Annotated in this window: 20 protein-coding genes and 6 tRNA genes; 17 read left to right on the top strand and 9 right to left on the bottom strand. The window is 47.2% G+C overall.

From position 1 onward, the window contains the following. Positions 1-62 precede the first annotated feature (62 nt). The 6 genes from R3289_RS10625 to lolB form a co-directional block, all read right to left on the bottom strand. Positions 63-139: transfer RNA gene (locus tag R3289_RS10625), tRNA-Met, on the bottom strand. A 308-nt stretch (positions 140-447) separates the two neighbouring features. Continuing rightward, a complete protein-coding gene (ychF, locus tag R3289_RS10620) occupies positions 448-1539 on the bottom strand; it encodes a redox-regulated ATPase YchF (protein ID WP_318925471.1) in 1092 nt (363 codons plus the stop codon). A gap of 21 nt (positions 1540-1560) precedes the next feature. Continuing rightward, a complete protein-coding gene (pth, locus tag R3289_RS10615; RefSeq protein ID WP_318925470.1) occupies positions 1561-2151 on the bottom strand; it encodes an aminoacyl-tRNA hydrolase in 591 nt (196 codons plus the stop codon). Between the two features lie 280 nt (positions 2152-2431). Next, on the bottom strand, positions 2432-3379 hold the full coding sequence (locus R3289_RS10610; RefSeq protein WP_318925469.1) for a ribose-phosphate pyrophosphokinase: 948 nt from the start codon (positions 3377-3379) through the stop codon (positions 2432-2434). A gap of 32 nt (positions 3380-3411) precedes the next feature. Further along, positions 3412-4305, bottom strand: coding sequence for a 4-(cytidine 5'-diphospho)-2-C-methyl-D-erythritol kinase (ispE, locus tag R3289_RS10605; protein WP_318925468.1), 894 nt, complete (start codon positions 4303-4305; stop codon positions 3412-3414). Next, on the bottom strand, positions 4302-4967 hold the full coding sequence (gene lolB / locus R3289_RS10600) for a lipoprotein insertase outer membrane protein LolB (RefSeq protein ID WP_318925467.1): 666 nt from the start codon (positions 4965-4967) through the stop codon (positions 4302-4304). Before lolB ends, ispE begins: the two co-directional genes overlap by 4 nt. Before the next feature lie 234 nt (positions 4968-5201). On the opposite strand from lolB, the gene hemA reads away from it, so the two are divergent. The 7 genes from hemA to R3289_RS10565 all read left to right on the top strand — a co-directional run bounded on the left by hemA (position 5202) and on the right by R3289_RS10565 (position 12056). Next, the gene (gene hemA, locus R3289_RS10595; RefSeq protein ID WP_318925466.1) at positions 5202-6464 is read left to right on the top strand and encodes a glutamyl-tRNA reductase; all 1263 of its coding nucleotides are present in this window, start codon (positions 5202-5204) and stop codon (positions 6462-6464) included. Positions 6465-6476: 12 nt separating this feature from the next. Continuing rightward, positions 6477-7565 (top strand): peptide chain release factor 1, encoded by a 1089-nt coding sequence (gene prfA, locus R3289_RS10590; protein ID WP_318925465.1) that lies wholly within the window; start codon positions 6477-6479, stop codon positions 7563-7565. Continuing rightward, positions 7565-8413: a peptide chain release factor N(5)-glutamine methyltransferase gene (gene prmC / locus R3289_RS10585; RefSeq protein ID WP_318925464.1), complete on the top strand. Its 849-nt coding sequence runs from the start codon at positions 7565-7567 to the stop codon at positions 8411-8413. Before prfA ends, prmC begins: the two co-directional genes overlap by 1 nt. Positions 8414-8425: 12 nt before the next feature. Further along, positions 8426-8806 carry a SirB2 family protein gene (locus R3289_RS10580; RefSeq protein ID WP_318925463.1) on the top strand — a complete coding sequence of 127 codons (381 nt, stop codon included), beginning with the start codon at positions 8426-8428 and terminating at the stop codon, positions 8804-8806. A gap of 3 nt (positions 8807-8809) precedes the next feature. Beyond that, positions 8810-9619 (top strand): SirB1 family protein, encoded by an 810-nt coding sequence (locus R3289_RS10575; protein ID WP_318925462.1) that lies wholly within the window; start codon positions 8810-8812, stop codon positions 9617-9619. 19 nt (positions 9620-9638) lie between these two features. Beyond that, on the top strand, positions 9639-10493 hold the full coding sequence (gene kdsA / locus R3289_RS10570; RefSeq protein WP_318925461.1) for a 3-deoxy-8-phosphooctulonate synthase: 855 nt from the start codon (positions 9639-9641) through the stop codon (positions 10491-10493). Positions 10494-10799: 306 nt separating this feature from the next. Next, positions 10800-12056 carry an aromatic amino acid transport family protein gene (locus R3289_RS10565; protein WP_318925460.1) on the top strand — a complete coding sequence of 419 codons (1257 nt, stop codon included), beginning with the start codon at positions 10800-10802 and terminating at the stop codon, positions 12054-12056. A 90-nt stretch (positions 12057-12146) separates the two neighbouring features. On the opposite strand, the gene R3289_RS10560 is transcribed toward R3289_RS10565, so the two are convergent. Continuing rightward, on the bottom strand, positions 12147-14045 hold the full coding sequence (locus R3289_RS10560) for a methyl-accepting chemotaxis protein (protein WP_318925459.1): 1899 nt from the start codon (positions 14043-14045) through the stop codon (positions 12147-12149). Between the two features lie 295 nt (positions 14046-14340). Here R3289_RS10560 and R3289_RS10555 point away from each other — a divergent pair, with 295 nt between their 5' ends. The 4 genes from R3289_RS10555 (at position 14341) to R3289_RS10540 (ending at position 19010) form a co-directional block, all read left to right on the top strand. Beyond that, entirely contained in the window at positions 14341-15696 is a 1356-nt protein-coding gene (locus R3289_RS10555; RefSeq protein ID WP_318925458.1) for a Na+/H+ antiporter NhaC family protein, read from the top strand. 303 nt (positions 15697-15999) lie between these two features. Further along, positions 16000-17673, top strand: a complete 1674-nt coding sequence (gene ushA / locus R3289_RS10550) for a bifunctional UDP-sugar hydrolase/5'-nucleotidase UshA (RefSeq protein WP_318925457.1) — start codon at positions 16000-16002, stop codon at positions 17671-17673. Between the two features lie 145 nt (positions 17674-17818). Then, entirely contained in the window at positions 17819-18301 is a 483-nt protein-coding gene (gene ybaK / locus R3289_RS10545) for a Cys-tRNA(Pro) deacylase (protein ID WP_318925456.1), read from the top strand. Between the two features lie 94 nt (positions 18302-18395). Further along, a complete protein-coding gene (locus R3289_RS10540; RefSeq protein ID WP_318925455.1) occupies positions 18396-19010 on the top strand; it encodes a LysE family translocator in 615 nt (204 codons plus the stop codon). 8 nt (positions 19011-19018) lie between these two features. Here the strand turns inward: R3289_RS10540 and smrA are convergent, their stop codons facing one another. Together smrA and R3289_RS10530 are read right to left on the bottom strand one after the other, a co-directional pair. After that, positions 19019-19600: a DNA endonuclease SmrA gene (gene smrA / locus R3289_RS10535; protein ID WP_318925454.1), complete on the bottom strand. Its 582-nt coding sequence runs from the start codon at positions 19598-19600 to the stop codon at positions 19019-19021. A 126-nt stretch (positions 19601-19726) separates the two neighbouring features. Continuing rightward, entirely contained in the window at positions 19727-19867 is a 141-nt protein-coding gene (locus R3289_RS10530; RefSeq protein WP_318925453.1) for a DUF3149 domain-containing protein, read from the bottom strand. Between the two features lie 356 nt (positions 19868-20223). Here R3289_RS10530 and R3289_RS10525 point away from each other — a divergent pair. From R3289_RS10525 to R3289_RS10500, 6 genes are all read left to right on the top strand, one after another. Next, a tRNA-Pro gene (locus R3289_RS10525) sits at positions 20224-20300 on the top strand. Positions 20301-20488: 188 nt separating this feature from the next. Beyond that, a tRNA-Pro gene (locus R3289_RS10520) sits at positions 20489-20565 on the top strand. Between the two features lie 194 nt (positions 20566-20759). After that, positions 20760-20836: transfer RNA gene (locus tag R3289_RS10515), tRNA-Pro, on the top strand. A 9-nt stretch (positions 20837-20845) separates the two neighbouring features. Further along, positions 20846-20921, top strand: a tRNA-His gene (locus tag R3289_RS10510). Between the two features lie 47 nt (positions 20922-20968). Next, positions 20969-21045, top strand: a tRNA-Pro gene (locus tag R3289_RS10505). Positions 21046-21679: 634 nt separating this feature from the next. Continuing rightward, entirely contained in the window at positions 21680-23398 is a 1719-nt protein-coding gene (locus tag R3289_RS10500) for an ABC transporter ATP-binding protein (RefSeq protein ID WP_318925480.1), read from the top strand. Positions 23399-23455: the final 57 nt, after the last annotated feature.

Raw genomic sequence — 23455 nt, 5'->3', positions numbered from 1 at the left:
TTCCGCCACTTCCGCATCTGGTATTTTTACATCTTGCGATGCTTCACTTCAGAGAGTGAAGATGGTGGCTACGACGGGATTCGAACCTGTGACCCCATCATTATGAGTGATGTGCTCTAACCAACTGAGCTACGTAGCCATCTTTTTTTTGTTCCTAACGACGGTGTTTTTAGCTGTCCACTGTCTTGGGAACGGGGCGCATTATGCTCATACCAGCAAAAACCGTCAACAGTTTTTTTCGATATCTATCGAAAATTTGTTTGTTCGATTGTTATTTGGACGAAATGTGTAAATGGCAAACTCAAAACCACTTTTTCAACATAAAATTGACAAAATTGAGAGGGGGCCATTGCACTGCTCGCTGTCGGAACCATATAAAATAAGCCAGTATTTCTACTGGCTTATCATAATCAGACACTGAATTGCCGATATTTATACGCTTTTGCTTTATACGTTAAAGCGGAAGTGGACAACATCGCCATCTTTAACGATGTAATCTTTGCCTTCAAGGCGCCATTTACCGGCATCTTTAGCACCGTTTTCACCTTTGAACTCGATAAAAGCATCGTAACCGACCACTTCTGCACGGATGAAGCCTTTTTCGAAATCGGTGTGGATCTTACCTGCAGCTTGCGGTGCTGTCGCACCGACAGGAATCGTCCATGCTCGTACTTCTTTCACACCTGCCGTAAAGTAGGTTTGCAGCGTCAGCAGTTCGTAACCAGAACGGATCACACGGTTCAGGCCAGGTTCTTCAATACCCATATCGGCAAGGAACTCTTCGCGATCGGCATCATCAAGTTCGGCAATTTCAGACTCGATAGCAGCACAAACTGGCACGACAACCGCATTTTCTTTGGCGGCATATTCACGAACCATCTCGAGGTATTCGTTATCTTCGAAACCATCTTCGCTGACGTTTGCGATATACATAGTTGGCTTAGCTGTTAGGAAGTGGAGGTAATCAACCGCCGCCAGCTCTTCTTTACTCAGCTCGACCGAACGAACCATGCCGCCTTCAGTTAAAGTAGGCAGTAGCTTTTCAAGTACAGCGGTTTCGAATTTAGCATCGCTATCGCCGCCTTTTGCTTTTTTCGCCTGACGGAAGATAGCACGTTCACAGGTATCTAGATCAGCCAGTGCCAGCTCAAGATTGATAACTTCAATATCATCGAGCGGGTTTATTCTGCCTGCAACGTGAACAATGTTGTCATCTTCAAAACAGCGCACAACGTGACCAATTGCGTCAGTTTCACGGATGTTAGCCAGGAATTTGTTACCTAGACCTTCCCCTTTTGATGCGCCGGCAACCAGACCTGCGATGTCTACGAATTCCATTGTTGTTGGCAGAATTCGTTGTGGTTTAACAATCTCCGCCAGTGCATCCAAACGAAGATCTGGCACAGGTACAACGCCGGTGTTCGGTTCGATAGTACAGAACGGGAAGTTTGCTGCTTCGATACCCGCTTTGGTTAAGGCGTTGAATAGTGTGGACTTACCAACGTTTGGCAGACCCACGATACCGCATTTAAAACCCATGGTTGGAAACCCTTTTGGTGATTATTCTGCTTTGAATGAATGTAGTCGATTTTGCGCTTTGTTCAGCCCATCTTTTAACAGTATATCCATACAACGTACTGCTTCATCAACAGCGGCATCGATATTTTCCTGCTCTTTGGCTGGCGCTTTACCCAACACAAAGCCTGTGACTTTGCTTTTGTCGCCGGGGTGTCCGATACCGACACGCAGACGATAGAATTCTTTGTTATTACCCATTTTGCTGATGATGTCACGCAGACCATTGTGACCACCGTGACCGCCGCCTTTTTTGTATTTAGCGACACCCGGAGGCAAGTCCAGTTCATCATGTGCCACTAAGATCTCTTCGGGCTGAATTTGAAAAAATTTAGCCAGCGCTGCCACAGATTTCCCTGACAGGTTCATAAAAGTGCTAGGGATCAACAAGCGAAGATCGTGACCGTCAGTGGTGATCCGACCGGTTCGGCCAAAGTATTTAGGGTCTTCTCGCAGGTTAATATTATGAACACGAGCAAGCTCTTCCACCACCCACGCTCCCGCATTGTGGCGGGTTCTAGCATACTCCGGACCTGGGTTGGCCAGACCTACCAATAGACGAATATTGTTACTCACGCTTGTCTCTCTAGTCATATACCAATCATATTAAAGCAGAGCCAAGAAATTATCAGGCATTAAATGCGATTGGTATCAGGGCTCAAAACGCGCGATATGTTATACCAATCTGACTCAGATTGGTATGATCAGCGCAATTGTTAAAGCAACCAATAAAAAACGCCTCGCATAGTGCGAGGCGTTTGCGGTTCATCGCCTGTTCGATTTAATGCTTATCACCGTTCATCTCATGACTCTGGAGCGAAGCCGCTGAGAGCTGAAACGACTGGTTGATCAGCGATTAATGTTCGAACATAGCAGAAATAGACTCTTCGTTGCTGATACGGCGAATAGCTTCGGCCAGCATGCCTGAAAGAGTGAGTACCGAAACACGGCCGGTATCTAGCAATTCCTGAGAAAGAGGGATTGAATCGGTTACGATAACTTCGTCAATCACTGACTCTCTGATGTTCTGAGCAGCGTTACCAGAGAAGACAGGGTGAGTTGCGTAAGCGAATACACGCTTAGCACCACGCTCTTTAAGCGCTTCAGCAGCTTTACACAGTGTACCGCCAGTATCGATCATGTCATCAACAATCACACAGTCACGGCCTTCAACGTCACCGATCAGGTGCATTACCTGAGAAACATTCGCGCGTGGACGGCGTTTATCGATAATAGCGATATCTGTGTCATCAAGCAGCTTTGCAATAGCACGTGCACGAACAACACCGCCGATGTCTGGAGAAACAACCACTGGATCTTCCAGTTTTTTCGCCAGGATGTCTTCTAGAAGAACAGGGCTGCCGAAGACGTTGTCGACAGGAACATCGAAGAAGCCTTGGATTTGCTCTGCGTGCAGGTCAACGGTCAGAACACGGTCAACACCGACGTTAGAAAGGAAATCTGCTACAACTTTAGCCGTAATAGGCACACGAGCAGAACGGACACGGCGGTCTTGGCGAGCATAACCGAAGTAAGGAATAACAGCGGTAATACGGCCTGCAGAAGCACGGCGTAGCGCATCGATCATCACAACCAATTCCATTAAATTGTCATTGGTTGGAGCACAAGTTGATTGAATAATGAATACGTCACTACCACGAACATTTTCATTAATCTGAACACACACTTCACCATCGGAAAAACGGTTAACTGTCGCGTCTCCTAGTGAAATGTATAGACGGTCAGCAATGCGTTGGGCTAGTTCTGGTGTTGCGTTACCAGCAAACAGCTTCATATCAGGCACGGTGGAAACCTCAGGTTGCGTCCAAGTTGTAGTTACTGACATTCCGTGGAAAGTGTGTTCAAGGTTGTCAATAGGGGAGATGTGTTGACACCTTTTGCGACAAATCCTTGGAGCCAGTCAGGTAATTTTTTCAGTATTGCATCGGCTTCTTGATAAGTGCTAAATTCAGCAAACACACAAGCGCCAGTGCCAGTCAATCTCGACGGCGCATATTCTAACAGCCACGAAAGCGCCTTATCAACCTCGGGGTGCAGTCTTCTGACGATTTTTTCGCAATCGTTTTCGTAAACCCCCTCTAAAAGGGCCTTCAGGCTGCGTTTTTGTGTATTTCGGGGCAAATCCGGGTGGGTGAAAATATCGCCAGTGGCAATGCTGACATCCGGTTTTGCGATTAAGAACCATTTTTCATCCGGCTCGGCAGGGTGTAACTGTTCACCAATGCCTTCTGCGAATGCGCTAAAACCACGGACAAAAACCGGCACATCAGCACCTAGAGTGACTCCAATGTCTGCCAATTGATCGACACTGAGTTTGGTTTGCCATAAATAATTAAGGGCAACCAGCGTGGTTGCCGCATCCGAAGAGCCACCACCCAAGCCGCCCCCCATTGGCAGGATCTTATCGATATGAATATCGGCCCCTGCTTTAAGGTTCGCCGCTTTGCGCAGGGCATCGGCAGCACGATAAATCAAATTTTCTTCGGTTGCGACGCCATCAATGGGCGGTGTCAGATTTATAACATCTGAATCGTTAGCCGTTATGGTCAGCGTATCGCCGTGATCTAAAAACTGAAACAGCGTTTGCAGCTCATGGTAGCCGTTCGGACGACGACCGGTGATGTAAAGAAACAAATTCAACTTAGCCGGTGCAGGCCAGCTTGTTGTACGGTTCAATATTGGGTTGCGGGGGGGCATGGTGTGGCTCATTGCGGTGTTAAATCCCACTTATTGATGACGAGAGTAATATGTTGCTTGTCTTGTTTTAAAATGATGCGCTTGGGAAGCGAGGGCGTTATGGAATAGTTGTATTCCTGATAATCCACCAGCCATAATTGTTGGTCAATTTGTTTGGCCAGAGAGGCGAGGCGATTATCACCATTGAGCTGATAGGAATCAGCGTCTGTCGGCAGTCCGATCAACCAGTCACGCATTTGTTCAATGGGGAGGTTGATACCGGTTAGATCACGTACCAGTACGGAGGCATTTGAACCGTCATAACGTTTGCCTTCATGGGAAATCAACGTTGCTCTGGTCGGTGTCGTATCGAGCTTGAGTAAGGTCTTACCCAAAAAATTAGTCAGTAACAGGCGATCAGCCTCAGGCGCTGTTTGCCATAAGAGGTTGGCACCAAAGCGCTGTTCCGGGCCTTTATAGCCAAGTTTCCCTGTTGCTTTATAGTGGTTCAGGTACTGAAGGGCCTGTTCATGGCTTTGCCAGTCTGTCTGAGTCACGAGAGGCAGTTGCTGGGCGCAGCCAACGATGAGAGAAAGAATAAATGAAATACCAATGAAACGCCATGCACGAACATGAGGGCTTCGATCCAGAACAGATCGACCTTGAAAAAATCGAAACGAGGAGGTTGCGGGCATATCTAACGATTCGCTGATTGGTTTGTCGCAACAATATCCCTAATTGCCCAATAAGCCAAATAAAAGCGTAATATCATAAAAATAATCACGATTGGGATAAAATAATCGCCCTTAAAATCCTACAAATGTGTGGCTATGCCGTATTGATTACACATGGCTCCTTTTATTACTGTGGGGCATCAAGTAAAATCCTGCCTTAGATCATTTCATCGGCGAAGTTGGTACACCGTCTCCATGACCCTGCTTGCATTAGGAATTAACCATAAAACGGCTTCTGTCGATCTGCGTGAAAAAGTGGCTTTTTCACCAGATAAACTGACTGAAGCCTTACAGCAGTTAGAAGCTCACCCTGCAGTGACGAGTGGCATCATTTTATCTACTTGTAATCGTACGGAAGTGTACTGCGATGTGACACAGCCAGGGCCGGGTATCATGATTGACTGGCTGACTCATTTTCATCAGCTCTCCGCGGAGGAGTTGATGCCCAGTTTATATTTTCATGAAGAACAGGCGGCGGCACGTCATCTGATGCGTGTGGCATGCGGACTGGACTCTTTAGTACTTGGCGAGCCACAAATCCTAGGCCAGGTAAAGCAGGCTTATTCTGACTCACGAGAGCAAGAAGCTGTTCATGGCATGCTGGAAAAACTGTTCCACAAAACATTTACGGTTGCGAAACGTGTCCGTACTGAAACCGATATTGGCGGTAATGCGGTGTCGGTGGCTTTTGCGGCCTGTACACTTGCGAAGCAAATTTTCGAATCGTTGTCTGAAGCGACAGTGCTGTTGATTGGAGCGGGGGAAACCATTGATCTGGTTGCCCGTCATTTAGTTGAGCAGGGTTGCAATCAGTTAATTGTAGCGAACCGTAGCAAAGAACGGGCCGCAGGTCTGGCCAATGAATTTGGCGCGGAAGTGATTGGTCTGCCCGACATTCCAGAACATTTGCACCGTGCTGACATTGTGATCAGCTCGACGGCCAGCCCGTTACCGATTGTCGGTAAAGGTATGGTGGGAAATGCGATTAAGCTCCGCCGCCATCAGCCAATGCTGTTGGTTGATATTGCGGTACCGAGGGATATTGAAGCAGAGGTCGGTGATCTGAACGATGCTTATCTGTATTCCGTCGATGATCTGCACAGTATTGTTGAAAAGAACCAGGAACAACGGAAAGTCGCTGCGATTCAGGCTGAAGCCATTGTGAGCGAGGAAAGCGCCGCCTTTATGAGTTGGTTGCGTTCACTCGAAGCCGTCGACAGTATTCGTCAGTACCGATGTTATGCCGACGAAATTAAAAATGACATGCTTAACCGTAGTTTGCAGGCGATAGCCAATGGCGCTGCGCCAGAAAAAGTACTGGCCGAGTTAAGTAACAAACTGACCAATAAACTCATTCATGCGCCAACCCGTGCGATGCAGCAGGCGGCTCACAATGGTGAACCGGAAAAACTGTCTGTTATTCGTGAAAGTCTGGGCTTGGACTCGATTAAAAGTTAATTTAAAGATCCTATGAATTCATCAATTTTAGTTAAATTAGAAACCCTGGTTGAGCGTTACGAAGAAGTTCAGCATTTGCTTGGTGATCCCGGTATCATCGGCGATCAAAATAAGTTCCGTGCCCTGTCTAAAGAGTATTCTCAGCTAGAAGAGATCACGGTGTGCTTCAAGGCTTATCAGCAAGCTCAAGAGGATCTTGTTGAGGCGGAAGAAATGGCCAATGAAGACGATCCTGAAATGCGTGAAATGGCGCAGGAAGAAGTCAAAGAAGCCAAAGCCAGCATTCTTCGGTTAGAAGATGAACTGCAGGTATTGCTGATCCCCAAAGACCCGAATGATGAGCGTAACTGCTTTATTGAAATACGCGCCGGTGCCGGTGGTGATGAAGCGGGCATCTTTGCCGGTGATCTGTTCCGCATGTACAGCCGGTATGCAGAGAGCCGCGGCTGGCGTATTGAAGTTATGAATGCCAATAGCTCAGAGCAGGGCGGCTATAAAGAAATGATCGCCAAGGTCAATGGCGATGGCGCATACGGTATTTTGAAATTTGAATCAGGTGGCCACCGTGTTCAGCGTGTACCTGCGACAGAATCTCAGGGCCGTGTGCATACCTCTGCCTGTACGGTTGCGGTCTTGCCTGAAGTACCAGAAGCTGAAATTCCTGAAATTAACTCGGGCGATCTGAAAATCGATACGTTCCGTTCATCAGGCGCAGGTGGTCAGCACGTTAACACCACCGATTCGGCGATTCGTATTACGCACTTGCCAACCGGTATTGTGGTTGAGTGTCAGGATGAGCGTTCACAGCATAAGAACAAAGCGAAAGCGATGTCAGTACTGGCCGCACGTATCATCAAAGCGGAAGAAGAAAGACGTCATGCAGCAGAAGCCAGTACCCGTCGCAACCTGTTAGGTTCGGGTGATCGTTCTGACCGTATTCGCACCTACAACTACCCGCAAGGCCGTGTTTCGGATCACCGTATTACCCTGACCCTTTACCGTTTGAATGAAGTGATGGAAGGTGATCTCGATAGCCTGATCCAACCGGTATTACAGGAATATCAGGCCGATCAGCTAGCGGCAATGGCTGAGCAACAGTAATGTCACTCAGCATCGAAGCGCTGATAAAGCAGACCGTTTTACAATTAACGCAGGCGGGCTCTGACAGCCCGCAGTTAGATGCGGCGGTATTGCTGTGCCATGTACTCGATAAGCCCCGTAGCTACTTGCTAACCTGGCCTGAAAAAAGGCTGGAACAAGAGCAATGCGCGGCATTTGATGCATTAGTAAAGCGGCGCCTGGCGGGTGAGCCGGTGGCTTACATTCTTGGTGAACGTGAATTTTGGTCACTGCCGCTGAAAGTCTCGCCGTCGACGCTGATCCCGCGGCCAGATACCGAGCGTCTGGTTGAACTGGCCTTGGAGAAAATTCCGGCCCAGCCCTGTTCGGTATTAGATTTAGGCACGGGAACCGGTGCCATTGCGCTAGCGATAGCTTCAGAGCGTGCTGATGTTGAGGTGACGGGAATTGATCTTCGCCCTGAAACGGCGGCACTGGCGACGGAAAATAGCGAACGGTTAGATATTCGTAATGCCCGCTTTCTCGCCGGAAGCTGGTATACCCCGTTGGCTGAAACCGCACAGTTTGCGGTTATTGTCAGTAATCCCCCCTACATTGATGAAGCTGATCCCCACTTATCTCAGGGCGATGTGCGGTTTGAGCCGAAAAGTGCCTTGGTTGCTGACGATAATGGCCTGGCTGATATTCAGATTATCAGCGAGCAAGGACGTCAATACCTGCAGCCCGGAGGTTGGTTGCTGATGGAACACGGCTTTGAGCAAGGAAAAGCGGTACGCACCATTCTACAGGAACTGGGTTATAACCTGGTATCAACAGCACAAGACTATGCAGGGCTCGATCGAGTCACCATGGGCTGCTGGCAAGGATAGAGAGAGAAAAAAATGTACAATGTAATGATAGATCTTCACATGGCAGCAATTGCATTAAGTGTATTACTGTTTGTTACCCGTTATTGCCTGATGATGGCGAATTCTCAGCTGACGGAGAAAAAATTCCTCAAAGTCACACCACATGTGGTTGATACCGTACTGCTATTGTCCGGCATCGGACTTATTATGATCACGGGGATCATGCCTTTCACCGAAACCGGTAGCTGGCTTACCCAGAAACTGAGCTGCGTATTAGCTTATATTGCACTAGGCTTCTTTACCCTGAGATACGGCAAGAACAAGGTATTTAAGACCTTTGCTTTCTTCGGGGCATTAGGTTGGGTGATGGCGGCCGCAAATATAGCAGTAACAAAAACGTCATTTCTGGGGTAATGCATGTTGCCGTTTAATGATGACGAGTTGGATCAGATGGAACTGGTGGAAGGGGCGATGGAAATTACAGCCGCTGTCGAACCGGCTTTTCCTATCGGTTGGGTTCGTATGCAGCTGAAGAGGCTTGCCCAGGAAGCTGAACAGGCGTTGATGGATGAGCCAAACCCAAGACTGCGGCTTGAAGGCCTGTTGCGACTATTTTATCGTGAATGGGGATTTCATGGCGATAATCAGCAATATTTCTCTTCTGAAAATGCATTGCTGGATAAAGTACTGCAGCGCAAAAAAGGGATCCCGGTCAGCCTTGGTGCGATTTTTCTATACTTAGCCCGTCATCTGGAGTTACCGGTAACCAGCGTTGGCTTTCCGACTCAGTACATTCTGAAAGTTAATTGGTTCGATGGTGAACAGCAGTTCATCAACCCCTTTGATGGCGAATATATCAGCTTACGTACCTTGCGAGGTTGGCTCATCGGTTATAGGGGACCGTTTTCGGAACTCAAAGATGAGCATTTCGCCACGGCAGATAACAAAGATATTCTGGCTCGCTGGCTAACGGTGCTGAAAAGCGCACTATTACGCGAAGAGCATTATACCGATGCTTTGCGTTGCAGTGACTTAGCCTTATCTATCCGTCCGGACGATCCGCATGAAATCCGCGATCGTGGCTATATCTACCAGCAGTTAGATTGCAGCCATGCCGCAGCGACGGATTATGCTTATTTCATCGAGCAATGCCCGGAAGATCCGGCGGCAGAATTGCTTAAGTTGCAGGTTCTGGCGTTAAATGAAGAGCCCCTTACCCTGCATTAATTAACACGAGAAGATAAACATGATGGAACAAAAAGTTGTTCGTATTGGTGACATTGACGTAGCTAACGACAAGCCCTTTGTCTTGTTCGGTGGTATGAACGTGCTTGAGTCTCGTGATCTGGCTATGCAGATCTGTGAGCATTACGTTGAAGTAACCAATAAATTAGGTATTCCTTACGTTTTCAAGGCTTCTTTCGATAAAGCAAACCGCTCATCGGTGCATTCATACCGCGGTCCGGGTATGGATGAAGGGCTGAAAATTTTTCAGGAACTGAAAGATACCTTTGGCGTGAAGATCATCACTGACATCCACGAAATTCATCAGGCGCAACCTGTCGCAGATGTGGTGGATGTTATTCAGCTGCCCGCTTTCCTGGCGCGCCAGACTGATCTGGTTGAAGCGATGGCGAAAACCGGTGCGGTGATCAATGCCAAAAAACCTCAGTTTATGAGTCCCGGTCAGGTTGGTAATATTGTTGAGAAGTTTGCTGAGTGTGGCAACGACAATGTGATCTTATGTGAGCGCGGCGTCCTGCATGGCTACGATAACCTGGTTGTCGATATGCTTGGCTTTGATGTGATGAAGAAAGCCTCGAAAGGCAGCCCGATCATCTTTGACGTAACCCATGCACTGCAATGCCGTGATCCACTGGGTGCGGCATCGGGTGGCCGTCGTGAACAAACGATTGATCTGGCACGCTCGGGTATTGCCGCAGGTATTGCAGGTCTGTTTATGGAAGCGCACCCGACACCGGATCAAGCACGTTGTGATGGCCCGTCGGCTTTCCCATTAGACAAGCTAGAGCCGTTCCTGGCGCAGATCAAACAACTCGATGATCTGATTAAAAGCTTTGAGCACATTGATATTCAATAAGTTGATAACAGCTTAAAAACTAGACGGTTAAGTAGAGAATTCTGCTTAGCCGTTTTTTTTGAGTTGATTCTATTTCAAACGATCTTGGTTGCTTATATAAAATATTATCAATTAGTAAAATTCGGATGATCTCACTAGTTGCCGCTCTGTTAATGGTGATATTAATTATTCATCAGGAAGATATTGGATGATGCACCTATATATAGGCTATTGAGGGAGTGATATCTGTCACGCCCGCTCTGTGAGAATTAAATTCTGTAACTGTATACTTCGCCCTGAATAAATTTCGTAGAAGTTGGATGTTACGTGTCATTATATCAAGATATACCCTTAGGCAATGAGTCAGTATCGCGATCTCGTTGGAATAGCCATGATACCAGCTGGATGCTGAGCTTATTTGGTACCGCAGTTGGAGCCGGGATTTTATTCTTACCGATTAATATTGGTGCCGGCGGCTTTTGGCCATTAGTGGTAATGGCGCTACTTGCAGGCCCGATGACCTATTTTTCTCATCGCGGATTGGCACGGTTTGTTCTTTCCTCGTCTCGCCCTGAAGCGGATTTTACCGAAGTGGTTGAAGAGCATTTTGGTACATCAACAGGGCGTATTATTTCAATCCTGTATTTTCTCTCTATCTTTCCCATTTTGTTGATCTATGGCGTTGGCCTTACCAATACCGTTGACAGTTTTATGGTCAATCAATTAGAAATGGTGTCACCCCCACGAGTACTGCTATCTGGCGGATTGGTTTTCAGCATGATCGCGATCATGATGGCAGGTGAAAAAGTGATGCTGAGAGCCTTTGAGGTTATCGTTTATCCATTGGCTCTTATTCTGGCCGGGCTATCGATTTACTTAATACCTAACTGGCACTTACCTGAAATATCGAGCCCATTGGATTTTGGCCAGTTATCGACAACATTGTGGTTAGCTGTTCCTGTGACGGTTTTTGCGTTCAGTCATGCTGCGGCTATTTCTAGTTTTTCGGGGGCACAGCGTCGTCATTATGGTTCACAAGCCACGGTTAAAGCAGAGCAGATCTTAAAGCGTACCTCGGTAATGCTGATTTCATTTGTCCTGTTCTTTGTTTTCTCGTGTGTACTGAGTTTAAGCCCCGAGCAGCTGCTGGAAGCGAAAGCGCAAAACGTATCAGTACTGTCGTATCTGGCGAATGTCCATGACAGCCAGGTTATTGTGGCATTCGGGCCATTGATTGCCTTTATTGCGATTTCATCCTCTTTTTTGGGGCATTTTTTAGGCGCCCGGGAAAGTTTAAACGGCATGCTGAAAAAGCAATCTCTGTTAAGTGCTAAGCAAGCGGACTGGTTAGGTATTGCATTTATGTTCTTCAGTATTTGGGGAGCCGCAGTGTTGAACCCGAGTATTCTAGGCATGATGGAAGCTTTCTCTGGCCCTGTCATTGCGATGATTTTGTTTATCATGCCAATGATTGCAGTATATAAAGTGAAAGCGTTGCAGCGCTATCGTGGCAAGATCAGCACTTATTTTATTCTGGTGATGGGGTTGTTGGCTGTATCTGCGATTGTGTTTAATCTTGTCTGAGGCTTAGCCTAGGTGTATTGATGAGATCAAAAAGGCTTGCCGGGTGGCAAGCCTTTTTTAATTTAGTTTCTAGTTTCTAGTTTCTAGTTTCTAAAGCTTAAAGCGGCTAATTTCTTGCTGCAGTTCGTGCGACAGGTTAGATAACTCAGCAGCTTGCTGAGCGGCTTCATCAGCTTCAATTGCTAATTCGTTTGAGACGTCACGTACCCCTTCGGTATTGCGGGTGATCTCTGCGGTTACTGATGATTGTTCTTCAGCAGCAGAAGCGATCTGGGTTGCCATATCACTGATATTGGTCACAGCGCTGTTGATTTGTGACAAGCTGGCAGAGGCGGCATTTGCATCGTCAACGCTGGTTTCAGCCAGGTGACGGCTATCTTCCATGATCCCAACTGCACGGCCGGTGGTCTGCTGCAGAGTTTCAATCATCTGCTGAATTTCCTGGGTCGATGCATGAGTACGCTGGCTCAGTACACGTACTTCATCAGCGACCACGGCGAAACCACGGCCCTGTTCGCCGGCGCGAGCGGCTTCGATTGCCGCATTCAGTGCCAGCAAGTTGGTCTGCTCGGCAATCCCCTGAATCGTCGACAGGATGGTATTAATGCTCTGGGCGTGAGTGTTCAGCTCTCCGATCACCTCCGTTGCCGTTTCAACTTCACGTGCCAGACTGGAGATAGATTGCTGGCTCTGGCTGACCTGAGTGGCGCCATGTTCAGAAGCGGTAACCGTTTCGGCCGATGTGCTTGCCGTGTTATCGGCATTATTGGCTATTTCCTGAGTAGCGGCCGCCATTTCATTTATCGCTGTTGCCACCATATTGATTTCATCTTGCTGGTGCTGGATACGGGTGCTGCGCTCTTCTGCCTGTGAAGCAGTAAGATGTGACTGCTGGTTCAGTGAGGCGGAAACTTCGCTCAGGCGCGTGATCATACCGTGCATATTGCCGACAAAACGGTTGAAATTGTGGGCCAGCTGACCAACTTCATCATCATTACGAGGTTCCAGACGCTGAGTCAGATCGCCTTCACCGGATGCAATTTCTGCCAGCGCCTGGGATACCCGGCCTAAATCACGGAATAAGAAACCGACTAACCAGGCTACGGTACTTACTACAATCAGGGTAATCAAGGCTGCAGTGATGATCAGCTGACGAAGCAGGCTTGTATGGCCGGCTTCTTCAGTGACGCGATCCATTTCTATCCCTAACAGCCAATCGGTGCCTGGAACATTAGCAAAGTAAATGAGCTTTTTTTGTCCGTTGGTCGTGATCTCATTAATACGGTTGCCCTGATCTTTGCTGCCGTGCAGGCTGGCTTCGATACTCGACATGCTGATTTCTTTGCTATAACTGTTGATTGGTTTCAGCAGCAGAGATTGATTCGGATGGGCAAGAAAAGTACCGTCTTGTTTATTGATCAGCATCGCATAAGCATTTTTACCCGCATCCATGTTGATCACATCATTGATTAATTGATCGATCAGAACGTCGGCGCCTACAACACCCACCATAGTGCCGTTTTTCATCACAGGCTCAGCAATGGTGACTAACAGTGCATTAGTGATTGCATCGCGATATGCCGTGGTGATGATCTGTTTTCCGGCATTTTGAGCGTCGCGGTACCAAGGGCGGGTACGGGGATCATAATCGGCACGGTTTCTATCCGGGTGCGATCGGTACATGGCTCCGGCGGGTGTGCCCAGGAAGATGTCATCAAAGCCGCCGGCTTTACGAGCCTGTTGTAAAAACGGTACAACATCCGCTTCAGTGCTGTAGTCATTGAATGCACTTGCAATATCGCTGCGGATAGAAATCCAGTCTGAAATTCCGTCAGTTGCCGCAGACGCCAGGCTGTCAGCTCGCGAGTAAATACTGCTTCGGGTTTGGTCAAAAAGTTGATCGGCGGCTAGCCAGGTTAGTGCTGTGGCCATTACGACGACCGCAGATAAGCTGGCACCAATGAGTTTGTGCTTTAATGATAATTTCATTTGTGATCTCAGAAGGCGGGATGGAATAAGTCATTTTTAAGTCGGCGATTCTATAGGGATTTTGAGCGATTTGCACGCAAAAGTAGCACATGCTCCTCCCCTTTTAATTGATATAAATTAAAGACTTTTTATTGGCGCAGCTAATAGATGGTGTCAAAAAAATGCCCTCATCGAAATCTGACCGTACATTGCTTTAGTGAACAAACCGATGGATGTTTAGACGTCTAGATGTTGACACGTATAGAGGGAAGTTTTAGTCTAGGGCAAATTTTAAAATAGATGTCCTGTAGTCATCATGTCGAACACAACACAACAATTAACGATTAAGCCTTCAGCACTTGCATTGCTGCCTTTAGGCATTTTTCTCGCCTTATTTATCGGTGTGGGGAGCTACCTCACTATGCAAGGGGTAGACTTCGCATTCTACCAGTTACCGGCACCTGTTGCCGCTTTGCCTGCGGTGCTCATCGCGCTGTTATTAAGCAAAGAAAAGCTTAATAAGGCGATTGAGCAGTTTTTGCAGGGGGTCGGGCATAGCGATATAATAGCTATGTGTATGATTTATCTACTTGCAGGGGCATTTTCAGCGGTTGCCAAAGCGACAGGCGGTGTTGATGCTACCGTGAACCTTGGCCTTTCAATGTTGCCCGCCAGCATGATCTTACCGGGTATCTTCGTGATTTCGGCGTTTATAGCGACAGCGATGGGAACATCAATGGGAACCATTGCTGCTGTTGCACCTGTCGCGGTAGGAATTGCACAGGCAGCAGGGATAGATGTTGCGCTGACTGCTGGTGTCGTACTCAGTGGTGCGATGTTTGGTGACAATCTGTCTATTATCTCTGATACCACGATAGCCTCGACCCGATCGCAAGGTTGTCAGATGCGCGATAAGTTTCGCGAGAACATCCATATTGCTCTGCCAGCGGCACTGATTGCGATTGCCGTTTTTGCTTTTAGCAGTGCGGCAACAGAAGTACCAGTTGCCGGTGATGTTGAATGGCTAAAAGTTTTGCCTTATATCACTATTCTGGTAATGGCCGTTTCCGGCCTGAATGTTTTTGTCGTGCTAAGCCTGGGTATTTTGCTGGCTGGAGGTGTCGGACTGCTGTCTGCCGATGACTATACCCTGTCAACATATGCAAAAGATATTTATGCCGGTTTTGGCAATATGCAGGAAATTTTCCTGCTGTCGATGCTGATTGGCGGTATTAGCGAGTTGATGCGTCAGCAAGGGGGCTTAGCTTATCTGACTCAGATGATCAGCCGCATAATCCGATTATTTAGTAAAGCGCATAGTAAAGAACAGAATCTACGCGCGAGTGAACTGGGTATTGCCGGTCTGGTTGGCCTGACGAATTGTTGTACCGCGAACAATACGGTGGCCATTATCGTGTCCGGTGGTGTTGCAAGGGAATTAGCCGAAGAAAATGGTGTCACCCCGCGCCGTGCAGCCAGTCTGCTGGATATCTTCTCTTGTGTCATTCAGGGCGTATTGCCGTATGGCGCACAAGCCTTACTGCTGGGCTCCGTCTTTGGCTTATCGCCTCTGGAAGTTGTAAGCCACTCTTATTACTGTTTCTTCCTGGCCGTTGCGGCTGTGGTCGCTGTGCTATTGAAGCATCCGAGCCGTAAATTGGTTTGCGCTTAATATTGGCCTATACCAATATAACTGCTTGATTGATATCCAAGATAACTAACAATGCTATCAAAAGCCCCGCACTGACGGGGCTTTTTTGTGCTTGTTATAGGTGTTTGGCGTAATTGGATTTTCTGTAAAGTGATCTGGTCAACAGATTGATGAAATGAACCCGCAACTGGTATTTAATTAACTTAAACTGAGGCCTGTTTGTATCTGCATTTCATAGGTCAGACTTAACGGCAAGGAATGCAGTCAGTGGTGTATACCTTGGGTATAAAAATAAATAAAAAATATATGATTAAGGTGAAAAACATGAAGCAACACCTATTTACTAAAGCAGCATTAAGCGCAGCTTTACTTGCCGCCCTTTCTGGTTGTGCGAGTCAAGCAGAAAACGTTTCTCCAGCATGGGATGCAGATAAGACGTATAAAATAACGATTATTCATACCAACGATCACCATGGCCGTTTCTGGCAAAATAGGAATGGTGAATATGGGATGGCAGCACGTAAAACACTGTTAGAACAAATTCGTACAGAGGTCGCCGCCGAAGGTGGCACATCGTTGCTTCTTTCTGGTGGTGATATTAATACCGGCGTTCCTGAATCAGATCTGCAAGATGCTGAACCTGACTTTAAAGGTATGAACATGCTGGGTTATGATGCAATGGCATTAGGTAACCATGAATTTGACAACCCGCTGGAAGTCCTGCGTAAGCAGGAAGCGTGGGCGGAGTTTCCGATGCTGTCGGCCAATATTTATGATAAGACAACCGGTAAACGCTTGTTCCAGCCGTACCAGATCTTCGAGCAACAAGGGATTAAAATCGCCGTTATCGGTTTAACAACGGAAGATACAGCGAAAATCGGTAACCCGGAATTTATCGGTGGTATTGATTTCCGTGATCCAAAAGAAGAAGCGAAAAAGATCATCGCTGAACTGAAAGAGACAGAAAACCCGGATGTTATCATTGCAGCAACACACATGGGCCATTACGAAAATGGCAACCGCGGTGTTAATGCTCCGGGTGATGTAGCGTTAGCGCGCTATGTCACTGAAGGTGATTTGGACATGATTGTCGGCGGCCACTCACAAGAGCCGGTCTGCATGGAAGGTCCTAACATGTACAACAAGAACTTTAATCCAGGTGAAGCCTGTCAGCCCGATCAGCAAAATGGTACCTGGATTGTTCAGGCGCACGAATGGGGCAAATATGTCGGCCGTGCTGACTTTGAGTTCCAGAACGGCGAACTGCAGATGGTCAGCTATGATTTGATCCCGGTTAACCTGAAGAAAAAAGTCAAGATGGCTGACGGCTCCAAGAAGCGCGTCTTTATTGAGGATGAAATTACTCAGGATGAGGAAGTATTGTCCTTCCTGACGCCTTATCAGGAGAAAGGGCAGGAGCAACTGAATATTAAAGTTGCCCAATCCAATGGTAAGCTGGAAGGTGATCGTAATGTCGTTCGTTTCCAGCAGACTAACCTGGGCCGCCTGATTGCAGCCTCACACATGCAACGCGCTAAAGCTGACTTTGCGGTAATGAATTCTGGCGGTGTGCGTGATTCTATCGCCGGTGGTGATATCACCTATAAAGACGTACTGACGGTACAGCCGTTCGCAAACATCGTGACTTACACTGATATGACGGGTGCTGAAGTCACCGATTATCTAAATGTAGTAGCAACTAAACCAGTAGATTCTGGTGCTTACGCTCAGTTCTACGGCATTTCAATGGTTATTGAAAATGGTGCTGTTCGTGATGTGAAAATTGGCGGTAAAGTGCTGGATCCAAAAGCGACATACCGTTTTACAATTCCAAGCTTCAACGCTGCTGGTGGTGATGGCTATCCGAAGGTTGCTGGTCATCCTGGCCACGTAAACACGGGTTTTGTTGATGCAGAAGTGCTGAAAGAGTTCCTTCAGGCAAACAGCCCAATTGATGTAAATGCCTACGCTCCCAAAGGCGAGATTGCTTACAAATAATCGGCTTATGCGTTAATTTAGAAGCGGCATCCAGCGTTCTGGGTGCCGTTTTTTTTCGCCGGTATTTATCAGAGTTGGTATAGTGCTTAAACAATGTCCTTAAATGAACCATTCATTACCACTCGATCTAAGGCGTAAAATAACAATGACTCCAGCGATTAAGCTTGCTAAAAAACAGGGGATCACTTTTACCGTTCATCAATATGAGCATGATCCGGCAAATACTAACTTCGGCTTAGAGGCCGCAGAAGTTCTGGGCCACAACCCCAACCTTGTGTTTAAAACATTATTGTTTTCCCTCAATGGCGATGCCAAAAAACTGGCCGTGGCAATAGTGCCGGTATCTGGCATGCTTGATCTCAAAGCTGCCGCAAAGGCGGCGGGAGGAAAGAAAGCGGATATGGCTGACCCTCAAATAGCTGAAAAAACGACAGGTTATATTGTGGGCGGGATCAGCCCTCTGGGGCAGAAGAAGCGTTTGCCGACTTTCCTTGATGCTTCAGCACAACAATTTGAGACAATTTGTGTCAGTGCCGGACGCCGGGGCTTGGAAATTGAGTTAGCACCGAAAGATTTGCTGTCGCTAACCCAAGGGCGGATTGCACCGCTTTCAAAACCTAAGAGCTAGAAGTAAATTAGCGATATCCGTTTGTACTGATAACTATACAGATGTGCTGCTGGATGTCAGTATATGAACGTATCCCCGAGACACGGAGTAAGGCATGACACTGAGTATTTGGCTTTCATTATTGATGATTTGTTTATTAGGAGCGATGTCTCCGGGACCCAGTTTAGCGGTTGTTGCCAAACACAGTCTGGCCGGTGGGAGACGTCACGGTATTGCCACATCGTGGGCGCATGCCTTAGGTGTGGGAGGCTATGCTTTGCTGACCTTGTTGGGGCTTGCGGTGGTATTAAAGCAGTCACCGACGCTATTTATGTTTATCTCTTACGCGGGGGCGGCCTACCTAGCCTATCTGGGGGTAAATGCATTACGCTCCAAAGGGGGAGTTGCGGCCAAATTGGCGGCCGGGGAACAAGCGAGCTTCAGTGAGGCGGCGCGTGATGGCTTAATGATTTCGTTATTGAACCCGAAACTGGCTCTGTTCTTTTTAGCTCTTTTCAGTCAGTTTGTTGCCGTGGGAACAGAAGTCTCGAGCCGTGCGATCATTGTCGCGACCCCTTTGTTGGTGGACGGCTTATGGTACACCTTTATTGCAATTGTCCTCTCCAATCCCAACGTGCTGGATAAGTTACGAACCAAAGCACAAATGATTGATCGATTGTCTGGCATTGTGTTGATATTATTGGCTTTTAGAGTGGTATGGCAAGCTTAGGCTAGAGGCTATCGTTGGCGTTTTTGATGACGTTCGCGATTTTCCATTTTTCGTTCTGCACTTTTTTTGAGCATGACGTAAGTGGCTCCAGTCCCACCGTGTTGTCGCTGGGCAGAATGGAAGCACATGATATCTGAAATTTGTTCTAGCCAGGTGGTGACATAGCTTTTCATCATCGCGGGTGGATTAGAACGTTCACCCTTGCCATGCACAATCATTACTGTACGTACATCCATACGCTGGCATTGCTTTAAAAATTGCAGTATTTCATCACGGGCTTGCTGTAAGGTTTTACGATGCAGATCTAAACGAGCCTGGATCTCGTATTTACCAAGACGCAGCTTTCTGAAAACACCTTCCTGTACACCGTCGCGTTTAAATTCGACCATGTCTTCAGGTTTTAGCATATTAGCGTAATCAAGTGACAGGTATTCTGGATCGCTATCGGTAAGTGATTGTGCTGCAATTTGTCTGGCGATGTGTGCTTCGGTAACCTGGTATTTATGTTGCGTTTCGACTTGGTCTTGTTTGAGCGGCGATACATCGGCCATCATCTCTCGGAAGAGATCTGATTCATCGTTATCTGACATGATAGCTCGGAGTTAGGGGACGATATTGTTATTATACGAGTCATGTACTCAGGCATAAAGAAAAAGAAATCCAGGGTCAAGACCGACAGTTTGACCCTGGTAAGCAAATGACTTTGCTAAATGGCTCTAGTGAGGAGAGGGTGCTGATAGTACTTTGTAGACAAAGTAACCACCGAAAAATATCATTAATCCCAACGCCCCAAAGATGACGATCATTGAAGAGAGTCCTATGGCATTACCAAATAGAAGATCTAGCCAAAAATCCATGCTCTGTCCTTAAGTCGTGGAATAGTGGTCACAAGATAACCAATGGAATGAAATTGTTATGATGATCTGGATCAATGGTTCGATAATTGTTTGATTAGTGTCCCAAATGATGCGTTTGAGATCACTTAAGTTACGGTGTTTTCTCTTCTTTGATTGTTTGATGAGCAACTGATTCCTGAATAGGAAAAAATGCATTGTAAAACTTGCTTAAAATAAATTGCTGAGTAATATAGGCGGCCTCAACGGCGAGACTGTTGATGATGTCGGTGAATAGCGCAGTTTGGTCGGGCATCCTGATTTTGGGAGTAGCGGACCAGAGGGCGACCCTCGGCAAGGGCACCAAAAGCCAAAAAGTTCGGTGAATAGCGCAGTTTGGTAGCGCATCTGGTTTGGGACCAGAGGGTCGGGGGTTCGAATCCCTCTTCACCGACCACTTTACTTCTGTTGGATACAATCGGGCAGAACAATCTGGTAAGATTTAAAACATACAAAGAAGTGTCGAGTACCTAGTACCTCGCTTCTAATGTCGGTGAATAGCGCAGTTTGGTCGGGCATCCTGATTTTTGGGAATAGCGGACCAGAGGGCGACCCTCGGCAAGGGCATCAAAAGCCAAAAAAGTTCGGTGAATAGCGCAGTTTGGTAGCGCATCTGGTTTGGGACCAGAGGGTCGGGGGTTCGAATCCCTCTTCACCGACCATTTTACTTCTGTTGGATACAATCGGGCAGAATAATCTGGTAAGATTTGAAACATATAAAAAGTGTCGAGTATCTAGAACCTAGAACCTCGCTACTAATGTCGGTGAATAGCGCAGTTTGGTCGGGCATCCTGATTTTGGGAGTAGCGGACCAGAGGGCGACCCTCGGTAAGGGCACCAACAGTAAAAATTAGTTCGGTGAATAGCGCAGTTTGGTAGCGCATCTGGTTTGGGACCAGAGGGTCGGGGGTTCGAATCCCTCTTCACCGACCACTTACAATGGTGGCTATAGCTCAGTTGGTAGAGTCCCGGATTGTGATTCCGGTTGTCGCGAGTTCAAGCCTCGTTAGCCACCCCATATTCAGGTAATGCATGCATTTCCTTGGCTATAAGCCTAAAACTGTTCGGTGAATAGCGCAGTTTGGTAGCGCATCTGGTTTGGGACCAGAGGGTCGGGGGTTCGAATCCCTCTTCACCGACCACATTAAGAAAGCCCCGTCGAAAGACGGGGCTTTTTTTCGATCAAAATTCAGCGAATAGCACCGCTTGGTGGCGCATCTCCGGCTTTTGATATCTGCTTTTGTAGCCCACCTCCCTTACTTGTGTTAGCTAAGCCTTTAGCCGACGGCCTCGATCTCTATTAATAACACGCAATTTATGTAGTGGTATTCACTGACCACCCTACTAGAAATCAGATGTATATATTGCACGGTACTTTATACCTAATGGAAATCACCATAAACGGCCTGTTTTTTGGCCGATTGTTTATGGTTTGTTAATCTGTGATAATTTTCCTTGTGCTGTTTTATGCACTCTTTGTTTATATTAAATAATCACTTATAACTCAGGTATCAGTGCGAAACACTGCTATTATGGCGTGTTTGAGGTGAGGTCAGAGCAGCTTTAATACTTGGCATGTTCGCTCCTCTTAAAAAATATAGTGACTATTTATTCGTTTTATTCTCTATTTTTCAGTTTTTCACATTGTTTTGTTGATTTTCTGTGAAATTTTTGACAGATTGTTGGATGAGCAAAGTTCCAGCCATTTATGCTGGAAGCGAAAGGATTCAGTTTTTCAGACAGGGCAGAACGCTGCCGAGCAGTTGGGGTCTGGTAATGCCATTATTAGAAGTAAAAAATCTCCGTATAGAATATCCGTCACGTCACGGTACGCATGCGGCGGTAAAATCGCTGTCGTTTTCGATTGAGCGCGGTGAAATTGTCGGCGTGGTTGGTGAGTCGGGAGCGGGAAAATCAACCGTGGGGAATGCGGTAATTGATTTGCTGAGCCCGCCGGGACAAATTCCCGCCGGTGAAGTGTATCTGGATGGTGAAAAGATTTCGGGTCTCTCGCCTGAAAAGATGCGGAAAATTCGCGGCTCTAAAATCGGTTTTATCTTCCAGGATCCGATGACGTCACTTAATCCGCTGTTTACGGTTGAGCAGCAGCTGACAGAAACCATCTTAACGAATCTGAAGGTGAGTAAAGCAGAAGCCTACTCTCGTGCCATCGGTCTGATGGAGCAGGTGGGGATCCCTGAACCAGAGCTGCGTATAAAACAATATCCGCATCAGTTTTCCGGTGGTATGCGGCAGCGTGTGGTTATTGCTATTGCACTGTCTGGTGAGCCTGATCTGATCATTGCTGATGAGCCGACGACAGCACTGGATGTCTCGATTCAGGATCAGATCCTGACCTTAATTCGTGACCTTTGTATTAAGAAAAATGTCGGCTGCATGCTGGTAACTCACGACATGGGCGTGGTTGCAAATGTTACCGATCGCGTTGCGGTGATGTATCGTGGCGATCTGGTTGAAATCGGCACCACAGAGCAAGTCCTCCGTCGTCCAAATCACCCTTATACCCAAAGCCTGATTTCAGCGGTACCACGCTCTGATGTGAAATTAAAACGTTTTCCACTGGTGAGCTATATCGAAGAAGCAAAAGAGCTGACTAAGCTGGATGTAAAAAATCACTGGCTGGGACAGAGTCAAGATCAGCGCAGCTACACCGGGGCATTATTGCAAGTGGAAAACGTCAATTTACGTTTTGTGACCAAAGATTCATTCTTTGAAAGCCGCCGTGAGTATGTTCAAGCCTCTAACAATGTCAGCTTCGAAATCTTCGAAGGGGAAACATTTGGTTTGGTTGGTGAGTCGGGTTCGGGTAAATCGACGATTGCCCGGGTAATTGCCGGCCTGTATCCGCCAAACTCAGGTAAGGTTACTTTTGAAGGGATTGATCTGACCGCATTGAAGAGCGAGAAAGAGCGCCGTCCTTTGCGTCGTCAGATGCAGATGGTGTTTCAGAATCCTTATTCTTCAATGAACCCGCGAATGAAGATATTTGACATCATCGCCGAGCCTATTCGTTTCCATCAATTAACTGAAAATGAAACACAAACCCGTCAGATTGTACATGATTTGCTGGATCATGTTGGCTTAGGCCATGCAGCCAGTGTGAAATATCCCCATGAATTCTCCGGTGGTCAGCGCCAGCGTATTTCAATCGCCCGTGCGCTGGCAACCCGTCCCCGCCTGCTGATTTGTGACGAACCGACATCGGCACTGGATGTATCGGTCCAGGCACAAATTCTTAATCTGCTAAAAGATCTGCAGGATGAACTCAATCTAACCATGCTGTTTATCAGCCATGATCTGCCGGTTATCCGCCAGATGTGTGACCGTATCGGTGTCATGCAAATGGGAACCCTGCTGGAAGTCTCGCCTACCGAGCAACTGTTCACGGCACCTCAGCATGAATACAGCAAGCACCTGATTTCACTAATGCCTGAATTTAAGGGCATGAGTCAGGAAGGATTGAAGTTAGCTTAACCGTTGGTTTCTGACTGAGGATGATTTCTTGGTTGGATTCAAAACTAATAACAAGCA

This window comes from Photobacterium sp. (genome assembly GCF_033720175.1).
In the GTDB taxonomy this organism is placed as follows: Bacteria; Pseudomonadota; Gammaproteobacteria; order Enterobacterales; family Vibrionaceae; genus Photobacterium.
The sequence above is the reverse complement of the archived record's forward strand: the minus strand, read 5'-3'. Positions and strand labels throughout refer to the sequence as shown.